At 36.7% G+C, this 17,610-nt stretch carries 11 protein-coding genes; 2 read left to right on the plus strand and 9 right to left on the minus strand.

Annotated elements, in window-relative coordinates:
• Positions 1 to 5: 5 nt before the first annotated feature.
• Positions 6 to 1,370, plus strand: a complete 1,365-nt coding sequence (glmM, locus tag IJ258_RS07805; protein ID WP_292805419.1) for a phosphoglucosamine mutase — start codon at positions 6 to 8, stop codon at positions 1,368 to 1,370.
• A 163-nt stretch (positions 1,371 to 1,533) separates the two neighbouring features.
• Here glmM (IJ258_RS07805) and IJ258_RS07810 read toward each other — a convergent pair whose 3' ends face one another.
• From IJ258_RS07810 to glmU, 5 genes are read right to left on the minus strand one after another with little or no spacing between them, the layout of a single operon-like run.
• The gene (locus tag IJ258_RS07810; protein WP_292805422.1) at positions 1,534 to 2,670 is read right to left on the minus strand and encodes a tetratricopeptide repeat protein; all 1,137 of its coding nucleotides are present in this window, start codon (positions 2,668 to 2,670) and stop codon (positions 1,534 to 1,536) included.
• Positions 2,671 to 2,681: 11 nt separating this feature from the next.
• Positions 2,682 to 3,386: an anaerobic ribonucleoside-triphosphate reductase activating protein gene (locus IJ258_RS07815; RefSeq protein WP_292805425.1), complete on the minus strand. Its 705-nt coding sequence runs from the start codon at positions 3,384 to 3,386 to the stop codon at positions 2,682 to 2,684.
• Positions 3,386 to 4,486 carry a histidinol-phosphate transaminase gene (gene hisC / locus IJ258_RS07820; protein ID WP_292805428.1) on the minus strand — a complete coding sequence of 367 codons (1,101 nt, stop codon included), beginning with the start codon at positions 4,484 to 4,486 and terminating at the stop codon, positions 3,386 to 3,388. The genes IJ258_RS07815 and hisC overlap by 1 nt, the downstream gene beginning before the upstream one ends.
• A gap of 3 nt (positions 4,487 to 4,489) precedes the next feature.
• Complete coding sequence (locus IJ258_RS07825; RefSeq protein WP_292805431.1) at positions 4,490 to 4,972, minus strand: gamma carbonic anhydrase family protein; 483 nt, start codon at positions 4,970 to 4,972, stop codon at positions 4,490 to 4,492.
• 11 nt (positions 4,973 to 4,983) lie between these two features.
• Complete coding sequence (gene glmU / locus IJ258_RS07830) at positions 4,984 to 6,273, minus strand: bifunctional sugar-1-phosphate nucleotidylyltransferase/acetyltransferase (RefSeq protein WP_292805448.1); 1,290 nt, start codon at positions 6,271 to 6,273, stop codon at positions 4,984 to 4,986.
• Positions 6,274 to 6,428: 155 nt separating this feature from the next.
• On the opposite strand from glmU, the gene IJ258_RS07835 reads away from it, so the two are divergent.
• Positions 6,429 to 6,596: a rubredoxin gene (locus IJ258_RS07835; RefSeq protein ID WP_292805434.1), complete on the plus strand. Its 168-nt coding sequence runs from the start codon at positions 6,429 to 6,431 to the stop codon at positions 6,594 to 6,596.
• A gap of 87 nt (positions 6,597 to 6,683) precedes the next feature.
• Here the strand turns inward: IJ258_RS07835 and glmM (IJ258_RS07840) are convergent, their stop codons facing one another.
• From glmM (IJ258_RS07840) to IJ258_RS07855, 4 genes are all read right to left on the minus strand, one after another.
• A complete protein-coding gene (gene glmM, locus IJ258_RS07840) occupies positions 6,684 to 8,021 on the minus strand; it encodes a phosphoglucosamine mutase (RefSeq protein WP_292805437.1) in 1,338 nt (445 codons plus the stop codon).
• Between the two features lie 8 nt (positions 8,022 to 8,029).
• Positions 8,030 to 9,268, minus strand: a complete 1,239-nt coding sequence (locus tag IJ258_RS07845; RefSeq protein ID WP_292805440.1) for a 2,3-bisphosphoglycerate-independent phosphoglycerate mutase — start codon at positions 9,266 to 9,268, stop codon at positions 8,030 to 8,032.
• Positions 9,269 to 9,361: 93 nt separating this feature from the next.
• Positions 9,362 to 10,060, minus strand: a complete 699-nt coding sequence (locus IJ258_RS07850; RefSeq protein ID WP_292805442.1) for a TIGR00297 family protein — start codon at positions 10,058 to 10,060, stop codon at positions 9,362 to 9,364.
• Between the two features lie 316 nt (positions 10,061 to 10,376).
• A complete protein-coding gene (locus IJ258_RS07855) occupies positions 10,377 to 17,567 on the minus strand; it encodes an Ig-like domain-containing protein (RefSeq protein WP_292805445.1) in 7,191 nt (2,396 codons plus the stop codon).
• Between the last annotated feature and the right edge of the window lie 43 nt (positions 17,568 to 17,610).

Genomic DNA, 17,610 nt, shown 5'->3' on the forward strand with positions numbered 1-17,610 from the left:
ATAATATGTCTGATAAAAAACGATTATTTGGGACTTTTGGAGTTAGAAGAACTGCAAACGATGTTTTAACTCCAGAATTCGCATCAAGACTTGCAGCTTGTTATGGTACACAGATTAAAGGAACAGTTGCAGTCGGTGGAGATACAAGAACTTCCACAGTAATGCTAAAGCAGGCAGTTATTGCCGGTCTTTTATCAAGTGGATGTGATGTAGTCGATTTGGGAATATTGCCTACCCCTGGTGTTCAATATGCTGTTCGCAAATATTACGATGGTGGAGTAATGATTACTGCTTCACATAACCCTCCGCAATACAACGGACTTAAATTTTTAGATGAATACGGTATTGGAATACCTGACGAAATGGATCTTGCAATCGAGAAACTGTACTTTGATGAAGAACCTGACAGAGTTCCATTTTCTGAAATAGGCCAGTTATACCATAATGACAAAATCATAGATGAGTATGTTGACGAAGCAGTCTCTAAAGTGGATGTTGAAGCAATCAGAAAAGCCAATTTGAAGGTTGTTGTTGATTGCGGCTCAGGTGCAGGATGCTTTACAGCACCATACCTAATCCGTAAACTTGGATGTGAAGTAACAACATTAAACTCACAGGCTGACGGATTTTTCCCTGGACGTGACCCTGAACCTATTGAGGAAAACCTGCAGGAATTGATTCATGTAGTAAAAGAACTGAATGCAGATATCGGTCTTGCTCACGATGGAGATGCGGACAGGACCATATGCATTGATGAGAAAGGAAATTTCGTTTTAGGGGATAAGACATTTACACTTGTTGAAAAGCAAATGCTTAAAGAAAACAATGGCGGAACAATTGTGACTACCGTTGCAACTTCACAGGCAATTTATGATGTTGCAGAAGAATTCAACGGCAAAGTTATATCTACTGCTGTTGGAGACTTGCTTGTTGCCCGTAAACTCAAGGATGAAGAGGGTCTGTTTGGTGGAGAAGAAAACGGAGGACTTATTTTCCCTGACTTTGTTTATGGAAGGGATGCAGTGATGACAGTTGCCAAGATTTTAGAGATTGTCGCTAAAGAGTCCAAACCGTTGTCCGAACTTGTTGGCGAGCTTCCGGTTTACTATGCAAGCAAAATGAAAATAGAATGTCCTGATGATGAAAAGGAATTCGTCATGTCAAGCATTGCTGATGAGATTAAAACAACCACTGATTTTGAACTTGACTTAACTGACGGCGTTAAAATATTAAAAGAAGATGGTTGGGTAATTATCAGACCTTCAGGAACCGAACCGATTTTCAGATGCTTTGCTGAGTCCGACTCACAAGCCAAAGCTGATGAAATGACAGATTGGGGAATGAGCCTGATTAAAAAATACAAAAAATAATTAAACCTAACACCATCCCATTTTTTCTTTTATTTTAATTGCATTTAGCATCAATTAAAATAATTTTTTATGAAAAAAAGTTAATTTAATAAAAGCTATTTTTAAAATAATGAATTTAATATTAAAAATAAATATTTTTTTATAATGCAATCTACATGCAATGCTAAAAGTATTCCAAACATTCCTCTTTTAGGAAAAATGCATCCTCATTATCAGGATTTCTAAGCAGAACTTTATTGAAACTGTCAACAGCTTCTTCAAATTTGCCCAGTTCCATCAAAACAACACCCTTATTTAATAAAAAGTCAATATTATGTTTTTCCAATGAAATCGCCTTGTTAAAACATTCCAAAGCTTCATCAAGTTTGCCTAAATCAATATAAGCATTACCCATACGATTAATTGCTGATGCGTCCATTTCAGAATCATCCAAACAAACTTCAACAGCCTTATCAAAGGATTCAATTGCCTCTTCAAGCATCCCCATATCAGTTAAAAGGTTTCCACGAGAGTTCCATACTTCAGGATTATCTCCATCGATAACAATGAGCTTGTCATAAACTTTCAGGGCATCATCATATCTTCCAAGCATTTCTAAAATAAATCCTCTCCAATACAATACGATAGGACTGCTCGGGCGATAGTTATAAGCAATGTTGCTTACTTTCAGGGCCTCATTGATATTGCCTGAATTTAAAAGAGCAATAGCCTTATTGTTTAAAATGTAAATGTTGTCAGGTTCCAATTCCAATGCCTTGTCATAACATTCAATGGCTTCAATAAACTTGCCCAATCTCGAAAGATTATCCCCCTGTTTGTTAAGCAAGTAAACATCATGAGGGTCAAGCTTAAGTGCAGCCTCATAGCACATTGTTGACTTGTCAAACTTACCGCTGTCAAACAGGATATCTGCCCTTTTGGTAATCATGGCCTTCTCATCAATCTTATCCCCTCGCCATTCATCAATGTGAATTTTTTCAAAGGAGATGATTTGAAACTCCTCATCAGGATCAATACGGCCACCATACATCTTTTTAAATTCTCTTAACATATCTTTAGAGTCTTTAAAACCTTCTTCACGGGCAAGTTCATCATTATCTTTAATTTCAGAAAAAGGAATGCTTTCAACGCCAGTGACAAAAGCTTCAAAAATCTTCATCTTTTCTTTAGAAACTAAATTCCAGTAACAATATAATCTATCTCCAACTTTAAGAGGAGTTTTCCATGCTTTACGAATGGTACGGGTTTTTTTACCCGTGATTACATCAATATCATTACTGGAAAAAGACAAAATCGGCATTTCAACACTTCCTAAATTACCTGTTCACCAAATTCTCCTGATTTTACTTTAACAATTCCATCAAAGTAAGGTTTAATTTCACTTGCCAATTTAGCCAAATCATGAGGATTTGGAACATCCACTTTTTCCAAAGCCGGATCCAGCACATTCTTATTTCTGAACTGTTGAATTGTATAGATTTCGGCCTCAATTTCATCAACAAGATTTATAATATCTTTTTTAGTATGCAAAGTTGGAACATAAGTTGTTCTGATTTCCAGATGGATTCCTGCCTGATTTATCAAATCCATTGATTTTTTTACTTGAAAACCAACGTTTGCTCCTGTTATTTTACGATATTTTGAAAATGTTGTCTTAACGTCAAGTGAAACATAATCCAGCAAATCCAAATCCAATATTTTTTTAAGGTTTTCCGGATATATTCCGCTTGTATCGAGTTTTGTTTTTAAGCCGATTTCACGAACATAAGTCAATATTTCAATTACTGCGTCTGGTTGTACTAATGGTTCTCCGCCGGAAATTACAATAGCATCTAAAAAATCAGCTGATGAATCAATTTCATGTTTAATTTCTTCAAATGATTTTTCAGTATTATCTTCCAACAATTCCACGTTATGACAATATCTGCATGCCAATGGACATTTGGACATGAAAATGACCAAACTCATATTTCCATGAAATTCAACAGAAGATATTACGCTACCGCCAATATACATTAGTTTAAAACCTCTTTTAAAATTTCAATAAATTTCTTATCCTCATCCAAAGTACAAATGCTTATTCTAATCCAATATTCATCCAAACCTTTAAAGGAAGTGCAGTCCCTTACAATTATTCCTTTTTTCATTAGTTCCAATGCAAGTTCTGCTGCAGTAAATCCTGTGTCCTTAATGCCGATTAGCATGAAGTTGGATTTTGATGGAAATACGTTCAAACCATCAATTTTGGATATTTCATCATACAGGTACTGTCTTGACTCAATACCTTTTCTAATTGACTCTTCAATATAATCCTTATCTCTGAAAGTATTGAGAGCAGCTACAAAGGACAATCTTGTAAGGGAAAATACCGGCTTTATCCTGTGCATGTATTCGATAATCTCTTCACATGCAAGCCCATAGCCAATTCTCATACCTGCCAGTCCAAGTACCTTAGACATTGTACGGATGATAAATATATTGTCAAATTCATTTATCAAATCCTTATTTGTAACTTCAGAGTATTCGAAATAAGCCTCATCAATGACAATTAAAATATCAGGGTTTTTACCTGCAATATCAACCAATACTTCCTTATCAATCAGTGTTCCTGTAGGATTGTTCGGACTGCATAAAAAAATCATTTTTGTTTTATCGCCTATAGCTTCAAAAATTGATTGCACATCCAATTTGTTTTCATCCAGATTCCATTTTGCATAAACAGGTTTTGCACCGTATTGCTTCAATAAGTATTCATAATACATGTAAGATGGCAAAGGTACAATGAATTCATCTCCGTCATCGATGAATGTCTTTGCAAGCACATCAATGATTTCATCAGCACCGTCACCGCCAATAATTACCTGTGAATCTTTAACACCTGAATAATCAGCAATTTCTCTAACCAGTTCATGCAATTGTGATTCAGGATATCTGTTTATTGATTTGATTTCATCCTCAATTGCCTTAACTGCCTTTGGAGACGGACCCCATGGATTTTCATTGGAACCTAATTTAATTATATCCTCTTTTTTTAGGTTAAAATCAGCAGCAATCTCATCCTGAGACCTGCCAGGAACATAAGAATCCATTTCTTCTACAATTTGTCTTGCTTTCATATTTTAATCGTCCTTATATTGTTTAGAAAGTTTTACATAATTTTCTGCATTATTTTGAATCATTTCAATTTGTTCTGGAGTAACTTCTTTAACTGCTTTTGCCGGAACGCCTAAAATCAGACTTCCTTCAGGAAATTCCTTTCCTTCACTTACAACTGCACCTGCACCAACAATTGAGTTTTTTGAAATATGTGCACCATTCAAAACAGTTGCATTCATTCCAATCAAAACATTGTCATCCAATTTACATCCATGAACAACCGCACCATGGCCAACTGAAACATTTTTACCTATTTCAACCGGAAAATCCTTGGTACAATGAACTACACAATTATCTTGGACATTTGAATTGTCACCAATGGTTATTGAATCTGTATCTCCTCTAAGCACAGCTCCATGCCATATGGATACATTTTCGCCTAATTCAACATCACCAATTACTTGTGCACCTGGGCATATTACAATAGAGTCTTTATTATTTTCCATAATATCGCCATTTATTTTTGTTTTTTCTTTTTATCTTGTATAATATGATTTTGTTTTACTAATACTCTTGTATCAGAGGGTACATCATCATACAACAAAACCCCTGAACCAATAGTGGAGTTGTAACCCACTTTCACACCCGGTGAAAAGCTTGAGTTGATTCCTGTTTTTACAGCATCTCCAATGATGGATCCAAGCTTACGCCTACCACTATTTATCATTTTGTCCTTGATTTTTGTTTTTACAGGCTGGTTGTCAAAACGCAGGTTCGCAATGTTTGTTCCAGCTGCAATATTACAGTTTGAACCTATTACTGAATCACCAACATAACTTAAGTGACTGACATTGGTGTTTTCCATAATAATTGAATTTTTAATTTCAACGGCATTTCCCACATGAACGTGATCTCCAAAGTAGGAATTGCCCCTAATATAAGAGTTAGGACCTATATCACAATTTTTACCTATGTATACGTTTCCTTCTATGTATACTCCTGCCCTTATGATACTTCCCTCATCTAAAAAGATTTCACCATGAATATGAGCTCCATCTTCAATTGTACCTTTAATTTCTGTTTTAAGTTGGCCGATAAGTTCCTCATTAACCTCAATTAGCTCCCATGGCCTTCCAACATCAATCCAATCCTTATTGGTTTTATGTCCGATTACCTTTTTACCGTCGTTGATTTGCAATGTTACAGAATCTGTGATTTCATATTCGCCACGTTCGGATATTTCAGTTTTATCGATTTTATCAAAGATATCCTTGTTGAAAACATAGATTCCGGCATTTACAAGGTTACTTGGAGCCTCTTCTTTTTTAGGCTTTTCCACAATGCTTTTAATGTTGCCGTCATCTATTTCAACTACACCGAATGCAGACGGATCTTCAACTTCAGTTAAAAGCATTAATGTGTCAGGTTTTAGATAATTGTATTTTTTAATGATTTCGTTAATGATTTCATTATCCAAAATGATATCTCCGTTTAAAACCAGCAAGCTATCCTTAATAAAGTCCTTACCATAACTGATAGCATTTGCAGTACCTAAAAAGTCCTTTTGAGTTTTGTAAGTAATATTTACTCCAAAGTCACTTCCATCACCAAAGTAATCTCGAACCATTTCCTCTTTATATCTTACGATTAATAAAATATCTTTAATCCCATTATCTCTCAATGATTCAATATTATATTGAATGATTGGCTTTCCAGCAACTGGCAACATGGTCTTAGGCTTTGTAAGTGTTAATGGCCTCATCCTTGAACCTTCACCAGCACTTAAAATAATTGCTTTCACTTTTATTATCCCCTTAAAAATTATCTAATAATATTATATTTTTTGGTTCTTCACTTATAAATTAATTTTGATTATCCGAATGAAAATTATTATATAATAGTTTTAATAAACTAAAATCATATTAGTTCTGCTAATAGCAAAAATTTAAAGGAGATAATAAAATGACTGTATATGTTTGTTTACACTGTGAATATAGATTTGACACTGAAAAAGGAGACCCTGCATACAACATTCCTGCTGGAAAAACCCCTGCAGACATGCCAGATGATTGGGTTTGCCCAGAATGCGCAGCTTTAGGTATTGACGCATTTATCGCAGAAGAAGAATAGATTACCAAATATTCTTCTATTTTTTATTTTTTTAAACCATCAAATTACTTAATTAAAAAAAGAATTTTGAAGATAATATAATATCTTCTATAGGTTTTCATTGATTATTTTTACACAGACATCCTTAATTTCCTCAGCGCGTTCAGCGTCACGGGATTCCAAGGTTATCCTAATGTAATCCTCTGTTCCAGACGGCCTTACAAGCACCCAACTGTCATCGGAAAATGTTAATCTTACGCCATCAAGAGGGTTGACTTCAACAATATCATCGAAAGCGTCTTCAAGTAACTCCTGCATATTCTCCATTACTTTCACTTTAGCCTCTTTTGAACAGGTTATTTTTTCACGGATGTTTGGATATTGTGGAATTTCCGCCAATAACTGAGACAATTTGCCCTTATGAGATACGATTTCAGCCATCCTCAATCCTGAAAGTATTCCGTCAGGACACATGCAAAAGTCAGGGTGCAACCATGTTCCTGAAGGCTCTCCTCCAAATGCTGCGTTTTCCTCAATTATGACCTCAGCAACGTTTACATCCCCTACAGGTGTTCTGAACACTTTCCCTTTTACAGATTCGTCCATGCATAATCCTGCATCAACAGTGGTTACAACATCTCCATCAAATTCTTTTGATATCAGCGCTAAAAGGGAGTCGAATGGTGAAATGTTACCTTCCTCATCAACGGTGATCATTCTGTCTGCATCGCCATCGTGTGCAATACCCAAGTCCGCTCCGATAGCCACTACAGTTTTCATCAATGTCTGCAGGTTTTCGGCATTTGGCTCAGGGTTTCTTCCAGGGAAAAATCCGTCAGGCTGGGAGTTTAGAGTTGTTACTTCACATCCTGCTTTTCTAAATACTAAAGGTGATATTTCGCTTCCAGCACCGGATGCACAGTCTATAACAACCTTAAGACCTTCATTAATGTCAACCATTCCAACCAAATCATCAACATATTGGCCTTTAATCTCTTCATTGACACTTAATTTACCTACCTTATCCCAGGAAACAGATATGTAAGACTTTTCAGAATATATTTCTTCGATTTTTGACTCCTGAGATGAAGTGTATGCCATACCGTTCTTATTCCATAATTTTATTCCATTGTATTTTGAAGGATTATGGGATGCTGTAAGCATTATTCCTGCATCAGCGCCAAGCTTTTCGGTAGCATATCCAACTAATGGTGTTGGAACCATTCCGATTTTAACTACATCAACTCCACTTTCCAAAAGTCCTGCAGTTATTGCCTGGTCCAACATCTTATTGGTTGTACGTGTATCATAACCAAGCACTACAGTACCTTGATTGCCCAAATAGTAAGCTAATGATTTTCCAACGTTCAATGCCAATTCACAGGTTACCTCTGAACCTATTAATCCTCTGATTCCAGATGTTCCGAATAGTTTTTTAGCTACCATTTTCTCACCTAAGCACCGAATTTATGTGCATAATTCATTAAATCCATCATGATATTCATTACGTCTGATCCTCTGATTCTGTTTAATCCTCCTTTAGCGCATGCCCTTTCGGAGAATTCACAAACATCATCAGTTCTAACTTCAGGACCTCTGATTAAGACAGGAACAGGATCTCCAGAGTGGTTCATGACTGAAATTGGAGTTGAATGGTCAGCGGTCAAGTAAATGTAAACATCTTCAAGTTTGATTAGTTCGCTCATGACAACCTCATCAACTTTTTCGATGAATTCCTTTTTCTCCATGGTTTGACCATCATGGCCAGCCTCATCGGCTCCGTCAATGTTGATTAGGAAAAAGTCATGGTCTGAGTTTTTGACCTGATCAATGATTGTGTCACGAATATTGTCTAAATTAGTGTCGATTCCACCGGTCACATCTTCCATTTCAATAATGTCCATACCGGCAAATCTTCCGATTCCCATAATCAAACCTGTTTCCGCAATGCAGGCGGAATTGATTTCGTATTTTTCGTTTAATGATTCAACTACTGGAACTTCACCGGCACCACGTGGAATTACAATGTTTGCTGGAGGCAATCCTTCCTCAATCCTTTTGAGGTTTACAGGATGGTCTTTAACCATTTCATAAGTTTTTACAACAAGTTTGTTTAAAATGTCAGCGGTTTTAGCAGCTTCAGGAGTATCATCCAAAGCTTTAACTTCTTTAGGTTTGTTTCCTTCAACTTTAGGGTCTGCATCGCTTACCTTATCGGATAAACCTTCTCCTCTTAAAACCAATACTGCCCTGTGGCCAGTAGATTCTTTAAATATGATTTTAATGTCAGGATAGTCTTCAAGAACCATCTTGTTTAACTCTTCAACTATTTCCTTGGTGCCTTCCTTGATTCTTCCGGCACGCCTGTCGGTTACGATTAAATCCTCATCGGCAGTTGAGAAATTACATCTGAATGCAATGTCGCCAGGCAATACATCCACACCGACACCATTTGCCTCAAACGGCCCTCTTCCTGTGTATACATCATAAGGATTATATCCTAAGATTGATAAGTGTGCTGTATCACTTCCAGGGATGATTCCCGGAGCGATTGAATCCATAATCCCAGTAATTCCTTCTTCTGCCATCTTATCCATATTTGGAGTGTTGGCAGCTTCCAAAGGAGTTTTATTTCCTAGTTCCTTAATTGGACGGTCACCCATACCATCCATAATTAATACAATACCTTTCATTAAATATCACCTAATAAAATATTCATTATTAATTTTATGATTTAATAGTTAAATAATTTGTTTTAAAATAAGTTTAAAAAATTAAATTGAAATTTAAATGAGTAAAATTCCGACAATTGCTCCCACAATAGTGGCGATTAAATTGACATGTTCATTGGTCATGAATCCATGATTTTCAAACACTGCTCCCAAAATACTGTCCATAAAGCAACCTACAGTTCCGGAAACAACTGAAACAAGAATTGCTGAAACGGGACTTGGCACAATACCTAATAAAAAGGCAGCAATACCAATTATTGCAGCTCCCACAATACCTACTGCAGTTCCTAAAACTGAAACCGCACCGTTGGTACCTGGATCCACACTTTGAAGAGTGGTGATTAACCTTGGATGTGCATCAAGCACTCCGATTTCAGATGCCAATGTATCGGAAGTAGCTGTTGCGATTGCACCGATGAATCCTCCAACAAACGGCAGGTAATAACCCCCGAATGCTGCCATGAAACAGGCAACAACACCATTTGAGATAACGTTTTTAGAAGTTCTTCTTCCTTCAAACTCCCCTAAGGACATCTTATATTTCTTAGAGTATTTTGTAGCGATAAGTGACATGACAAGGAAAAGCACAATCAAAACAAGCCAATTGACACCCGCTGAAAAAATAATTATGATACCCATAATAATCATGACAGCTGAACCGAATAAATCAAGAGATTTCCTTCTGTATGTAATGAAACCTAAAATAAATAAAAGAATTACATAAACCCAATTAATCATTACCGCTTCAACCATGATTATCACATTCTTATTTAGTTAATATTTGTTTAAAATTATATAAATAAGTTTGTAAAGTTGATTGGCCAATCCGTCCAATTATATGAATTTTCACATGCCGGACCATATTTGAAAAATAGCTTGAGAAAAACTATCAAAATAAATGAAATAACAATTAATTATATTAAAATAAATTTTGAAACCATGACAATTATAAAACAATCATTTAATTAAATTGTTTTGTGCGATTTTAATTAAAAAAAAGAACTTGATAATCTACATCAACTAATAAAAAAAGAAGAAAAAGATAGGAAGATGAACTTCCCCTTTCTATTTATTTAACTTTCACTTTACCTTTGACAATGTTGGTTAAATACTTAGCAGAGTAAGCGTATTTCTTACCCTTCTTGAGTTTTTTGGTAACTTTTTTCTTGATAGTGACTTTTGCAATACCTTTGGAATTGGTTTTAGCTTTATAGGTTTTACCTTTGAATGTGAATTTAATGATCTTACCTTTGATAGGTTTACCATTGCTCCATTTAAGTTTTGCTTTAAGCACTAATTTCTTACCTTTTTTAACTTTAACAGTCTTTTTAACCAATTTGAGAGTTTGTTTTACAACAAGTTTGTTAGACACTTTAGTGTTTTTATATTCTGCAGTAATTGTGTATTTGCCAGGGTTTAAGTTGAGTTTAAGTCTTGCATAACCGTTTGCATCGGTTCTGCAGGAGTAGTGGATAGTGTGCACATAAATGTCAACAAACTCACCTTCGCCCACAGGTTTACCGTCATCACCAATTGCCCTTACAGTGTAATAGGTACCGTCAACAAAGTCCATTGTAATATCCTTGTTTTCAATTAAACGTTTTACAATAGTTGTTGTAGCAGTACGTTCCTCACCAGTTACAGGATTGATAATTGTTACATCATATTTACCAACTGCCAATTTAGAAGTGTCTAAGAAAGCAATTCCTTGACTGTCTGTTTTTACAGTGTATGTTTTACCGTTGACAGTGAATTGAACATCAGTGTATGGAAGCACATGACCATTCTTATCTAGGAACTCTGCTTTATAATCGTATGGACTGTTCCATCCTCTAGTAATGTTTTCAGCAATTACTGATTTGAACACTTTTACAGACTTGGTAATATCCTGAGGATTATATTGGTCATTACCGCTGTAGGAGATATTCACATCATGGGTTCCTTCGCTCACACCAGGAATTGAGATTATGTTTTCTCCACCGGTTACAGGAGCAGTTACAGTTATATTGTCTACAGTGACTGTAACGTTACCGTCTCCACCTTCAGGAACAATCACTTTAACTTTCACATCTTCTCCAACAGGCACATTGTCAACTTCAGCTCCAATATTAGGTGAAGTCTTGTTGCTTGAAATGTGGAAGTCTTTGGATGTAGAGTTTCCTAGGTATTTTTCATCTCCAAGGTAAATCACATTAGCTGTGTAGTCTCCAGTGCCCTTGATTGGAATTGTTACTGATTTTTCACCAGCAGTAAGGTTGATTCCATAATCTGTTCCAGCCACATTGACCACTACATAACCTGTTGCATCCTCTGGTAGGGTTACGGTTACTGTAGCTTGACCGTTAGTGGAGTTGTCCACTTCAACAGAGATTGGAGCAGGGTTTTTGTCAACTGTGAAGTCTGCAGTGGTTGCATTTGCAAGGTATGAGTCGTCACCATCATATATTGCGGTAACTGTCTTGTTGCCTGAAAGCAATCCGGTTATTTCAAATACTGCTTTGCCATCAACAGGTTTTTTGGAGTATGTTTTACCATCAATTTCAACTGTTACATTTCCAGTGACATTTTCAGGAACATTTACAGTCACTTCAATGGTTTCACCAACTTTACCTCCAGTCACTTCAATGCTCATTGGAGTTGCATGTTTAGGAATTGTAACTTTGCCGTCTGTGGATTGGCCTTTGTGGTTTTCATCACCGGAGTATGTTGCAGTTATATCATGGGTTCCAGGAGTCTCATTAGTCAAGTCAAATGTAGCAGTTCCGTTAACAATAGGAGAAGTGTAGTTATTTCCGTCGATAGTGACTGTCACATTACCTGTAGCGTTTGCAGGAACAACGACAACTACTGTACCGTTTCCTTGGTCAATGACCTTAATGTCATCAGGGCTGGTTTCAGCAGGTTTGACTGACAGTGGAGTAGTTGTATTTGCAGGCAAGTACTTGTCATCACCATTATAGGTCACTTTAACCTCATAATCTCCAACAGGAACGCCAGGAACAATAATCTCATTTTCACCGCCGGTAATAGGAACGGTTCTTGTGATATTTCCAATAGTTACAGTCACATTACCAGTAGCATCTTCAGGAACAGTAACCTTAATCACAGCAGGATCACCAACAGTGATGTTATCTGCGCTAGCACTGATTTCAGCATCGGATACCTTATTGACAATTACTTTAGCAGTGTCGTTTGAACTGGATAAGTACTTGTCATTTTCAAGGAGTGTTACTTTAACATCGTATGTTGCATTAGCAAGTCCATCTACTTTGAGTTGGCCTGCACCATTGGTTACATTTACACTGTAGTCTTTACCGCCAATAGTTACAACAGCAGTTCCGTTGAAGTCACTTGGACCAGCAATAACAATTGTTGCGGTTTCATCAACCTTAATCACATCACCAGTGACATTTACGCTTGATGCCACTTTATCTACTTTGAATTGAGCAGTAGTTGAGTTTGCAAGATACCAGTCATCACCGGCGTAGCTTGCAACAACTGTCTTGTTGCCTACAGTTAATCCTTCAATTTCAAAGACTGCCTTACCATCGACAGGTTTTACTGAGTAAGTTTTACCATCAATTTCAACAGTTACGTTTTCAGTTACGTTTTCTGGAACAGACACTATCACTTTAGTGATGTTTCCAACAGCACTAGCATTAACTTCAATGGAGATTGGAGTTGCATATTTTGGAATTGTCACAGTTCCGTTTGCAGCTGCAGCAGTGTAGTTTTCATCACCGGAGTATGTTGCGGTAATGTCATAGGTTCCAGGAGTCTCATTAGTCAAGTCAAATGTAGCGGTTCCGTTAACAACAGGAGAAGTGTAGTTAGTTCCGTTGATTGTAATGTTTACGTTACCAGTTGCATCTTTAGGAACAACAACCACAACAGTACCATTGCCTTGATCAATCACTTTGATGTCAGCCGGATCGGTTTCAGCCGGTTTGACTGACAGTGGAGTAGTTGTATTTGCAGGCAAGTACTTGTCATCACCATTATAAGTCACTTTAACCTCATAATCTCCAACAGGAACACCAGGAACAATAATCTCATTTTCTCCACCAGCAATAGGAACAGTTCTTGTGATATTTCCAATAGTTACAGTCACATTGCCAGTAGCATCATCAGGAACAGTAACCTTAATCACAGCAGGATCACCGACAGTAATATTATCAGCGCTTGCAGTGATTTCAGCATCAGCCACTTTATTTACAAGCAATTTAACTGTATCGTTGACGCTTTGGAGATACTTGTCATTTTCTAAGTAAGTTACATTAATATCATATGTGCCGTTAGCGAGTCCGTCGACTTTAAGCTGACCTACACCATTTGTCAATGCTACGCTGTAGTTCATGCCGTTCACATTAACAACAGCAGTACCGTTAAAGTCACTTGGACCTGTAATGTCAATAATTGCAGTTTCATTTACATTGATTGGGTCTACAGTTACGTTTACGCTTGAAGCACTTTTAGTTATATTGAATGAAATAGTTGAACTATTTCCATAATATTTGTCATTTTCATATACTGTAGCTGTAACTGTGTATTCACCAGCAGGCAATTTAGTAGTATCCACAACAACCTTGCCGTCAACAACTGAGTATTCTTTACCGTTGATTGTTACAACAGCGGCAGTGTTGTTTGTTAAGGTTATTTCGAATTCATCACCGACATAGTGAGTTGAAATATCATCAACTTTTACTGTTGAGTTATGTTTGATTACTGTAAACATTGTTGAGTTTGAAGCTTGAGTGTAGTAATCGTTTTCAGCAACTTCAGCAGTAATTGTGTAATTGCCAGCAACAGTGCCGTTGAAGCTGTATACTCCTCCAACAGGAGTTACAACAACACCGTTCACTTTGACAACCAAAGTGGAATTACTGTTGGTAGTGACAGTGAAAGTCAAGTTGTTGTCGATTTCAATAATCTTATCAGCAGTGATAATCACAGTAGCTGTGGTTTTGTTAACAACACTGAATTCATCACTTGTTGCATTTACTGGGTTGTATTTGTCATCACCTAAGTAGTAAGCCTTAGCAGTGTAATCTCCAACCGGCAAGGTTACATTTAATTCTGCAACTTTATCAACAATAGGAACTGTGTAGTTGTGTCCGCCAACTTCAATGATGACAGATCCGCTAGTTACATTACCCATAGTCACAGTAATTGTAGCTTCCTTACCAACAACAACATCGACACTAGGAACAACAACACTATCAATTGTAGCATTGTGTTTAATGATGTCAAACTCTTTTGTTGTAGTATTAGCATAATATTTATCGTTTTCAGCGATTGTGGCAGTGACAATGTAGTGTCCTGCAGGTAATTCCACAGTGTTTACATTGACTTTACCATCAACAACAGGATATTCCTTACCGTTGATTGTTACAACAACAGCAGTGTTATTTGTAATTGTAATTGTGAAGTCTGATTCAATTTCATATACTTTGCCAACATCAATAGCCACAGTTGAATTGTGCTTAATCACAGTAAATACTGTGGAGTTAGTTGCCGCAGTGTAATAATCATTTTCAGCAACCTCAGCAGTAATAGTGTAATTACCAGCAACAGTTCCGTTGAATCTGTATTTACCATCTGCACCTTTGACAACTTCAACACCATTCACTTTAACAACCAATGTAGCGTTACTGTTAGTGACAACTGTGAAAGTTAAGTTGCTGTCAATTTCAATAATGCTGTCTGCTGTGATATTCACAGTAGCGATTGTCTTATTGATTACATGGAATGCATCGCTTACTGCACTAGTAGCATTGTACTTGTCATCACCAGGGTAGTATACTTTAGCGGTGTAGTCACCGACTGGTAATGTTACAGTTAAAGTTGCCACACCTTCTTTAATAGGTACGGTGTAGTTTAATCCATTAACTTCAATTAGGACGTTGCCGGTTTCAGCATTAGCCATTGTAACTGTAATGGTAGTATTATGACCGTCTACTGCAGTCACAGGAGTTACAACAACACTTTCGATTTCACTAGCATGTTTGTAAACAGTGAAGACGGTGGAGTTTTCAGCGGCAGTGTAATAATCGTTTTCAGCAACTTCAGCAGTGATTGTGTAGTTGCCTGCAACAGTTCCGTTGAAGCTGTAAACGCCTCCAACAGGAGTGATTTCAACACCATTCACTTTAACAACCAAAGTAGCATTACTGTTGGTAGTAACAGTGAATGTAATGTTATTATCGATTTCAACACTAGTGTCGGCAGTGATATTTACCCAAGCAACAGTCTTATCAACAACATAGAAAGTGTTGCTGGTAGCATTGGATGCATTATACTTGTCATCACCTAAGTAGTAAGCTTTAGCGGTGTAGTCACCAGCAGGTAAAGTCACATTCAATTTAGCAACATGATCTTTAATTGCAACTGTGTAGTTGACTCCGTTTACTTCAATAATTACACTACCGGTTTCATTGTTAGCCATAGTGACTGTTATTGTAGTGTTTTTGCCGACTACAACACTTTCTGGAGCTGCAACCACAGTCATGTCTGATGCCTTCTTGACTATGTTGAATGTTTTTGAAGTTGCATTTGCAAAGTATTTGTCATTTTCAGCCACGCTAGCAGATACTATGTATTCACCAGCAGGCAATTTAGTTGTATCAATTATGATATTTCCATTTGTATCAATTAAGTATGATTTACCGTTAATTGTTACATTAACAGCAGTATTATTTTCGATTGTAATATTGAAAATGTCTCCAACGTAATATTGTAAGCCAACAGTAATATTTACGCTTGAAGCACGTTTTGTAATGTTGAATGAAATAGTTGAGCTATTTCCATAATATTTGTCATTCTCATAAACTGTAGCTGTAACAGTGTATTCGCCAGCAGGAAGTTTAGTAGTATCAACAACAACTTTACCGTCAGCAACTGGATATTCCTTACCGTTGATTGTTACAACAACAGCAGTGTTATTTGTTACATTTATTGTGAAGTTGTCTCCAACATAATGCAGTGGGATTTCATCGATGCTTACAGTTGAGTTATGTTTGATAACAGTAACTGTGGTTGAGTTGAATCCTTCATAGTAATCATCAGTTTCAGCAGATCTTACAATTATTGTTGCAGTTCCTGCGACAGTTGCGTTGTAAGTGTATTTGCCGTCTTTAATTTCAACAGTCACTCCGTTTACAGTCACATTCACAGGAGTTGAATTGGTTACGGTGAATGTAATGTTGTTATCCACTTCGATTATTTCAGGAGCGTTGATAATTATTGTTGGAATTTCTTTATCTTTTACAGAGAATTCATCGCTTGTTGCATTTACAGGGTTGTACTTGTCATCACCTAAGTAATATGCTTTAGCGGTGTAATCACCAACAGGCAAGGTCACATTCAATACAGCAACCTTATCAACAATAGGAACAGTGTAGTTGTGTCCACCAACTTCAATAATGACAGATCCAGAAGTCACATTACCCATAGTTACAGTTATGGTTGCATTCTTGCCAACACCGACATTTACACTTGGAACAACAATGCTTGCGATTGTAGCATTGTGTTTAATGATGTCAAACTCTTTAGTAGTTGAGTTAGCATAATACTTATCGTTTTCAGCGATTGTAGCGGTTACAATGTAGTGTCCTGCAGGTAATTCTGCAGTGTTTACATTGACTTTGCCGTCCACAACAGGATATTCTTTACCGTTGATTATAACAACAGCCGCAGTGTTATTTGTAATTGTAATTGTGAAGCCAGATTCGATCTCATAAACTTCTCCAACAGTTATTGAAACAGTTGAATTATGCTTGATTACTGTAAACATTGTTGAATTTGAAGCCGCTGTGTAGTAATCGTTTTCAGCAACCTCAGCAGTAATAGTGTAGTTGCCTGCAACAGTGCCGTTGAATCTGTATTTACCATCAGCACCTTTAACAACTTCAACACCATTCACTTTAACAACCAAAGTAGCATTACTATTAGTAGTAACAGTGAAAGTCAAGTTATTGTCAATTTCAATAATGCTATCTGCTGTGATATTTATCCAAGCAACAGTCTTATTAATTACATGGAAGACATCACTTACTGCATTAGTAGCGTTGTATTTATCATCACCAGGGTAGTAAACTTTAGCAGTGTAATCATCGACAGGCAATGTTACAGTTAAAGTTGCAACACCCTCTTTAATAGGAACTGTGTAATTTAATCCATTAACTTCAATTAAGACACTGCCAGTTTCAGCATTAGCCATAGTAACTGTGATTGTAGTATTATGACCATCAACAGTAGTCACAGGAGTTACAACAACACTTTCAATCTCACTAGCATGCTTGTAA

It is taken from the genome of Methanobrevibacter sp. (genome assembly GCF_017468685.1).
Lineage (GTDB): Archaea > Methanobacteriota > Methanobacteria > Methanobacteriales > Methanobacteriaceae > Methanocatella.

Excerpts from the sequence above, each read along its gene's own strand:
- glmM (WP_292805419.1), top strand. The coding sequence starts at position 6 with ATGTCTGATAAAAAACGATTATTTGGGACTTTTGGAGTTAGAAGAACT.
- IJ258_RS07810 (WP_292805422.1), bottom strand. The coding sequence starts at position 2,670 with ATGCCGATTTTGTCTTTTTCCAGTAATGATATTGATGTAATCACGGGT.
- IJ258_RS07815 (WP_292805425.1), bottom strand. The coding sequence starts at position 3,386 with ATGTATATTGGCGGTAGCGTAATATCTTCTGTTGAATTTCATGGAAAT.
- hisC (WP_292805428.1), bottom strand. The coding sequence starts at position 4,486 with ATGAAAGCAAGACAAATTGTAGAAGAAATGGATTCTTATGTTCCTGGC.
- IJ258_RS07825 (WP_292805431.1), bottom strand. The coding sequence starts at position 4,972 with ATGGAAAATAATAAAGACTCTATTGTAATATGCCCAGGTGCACAAGTA.
- IJ258_RS07835 (WP_292805434.1), top strand. The coding sequence starts at position 6,429 with ATGACTGTATATGTTTGTTTACACTGTGAATATAGATTTGACACTGAA.
- glmM (WP_292805437.1), bottom strand. The coding sequence starts at position 8,021 with ATGGTAGCTAAAAAACTATTCGGAACATCTGGAATCAGAGGATTAATA.
- IJ258_RS07845 (WP_292805440.1), bottom strand. The coding sequence starts at position 9,268 with ATGAAAGGTATTGTATTAATTATGGATGGTATGGGTGACCGTCCAATT.
- IJ258_RS07850 (WP_292805442.1), bottom strand. The coding sequence starts at position 10,060 with ATGGTTGAAGCGGTAATGATTAATTGGGTTTATGTAATTCTTTTATTT.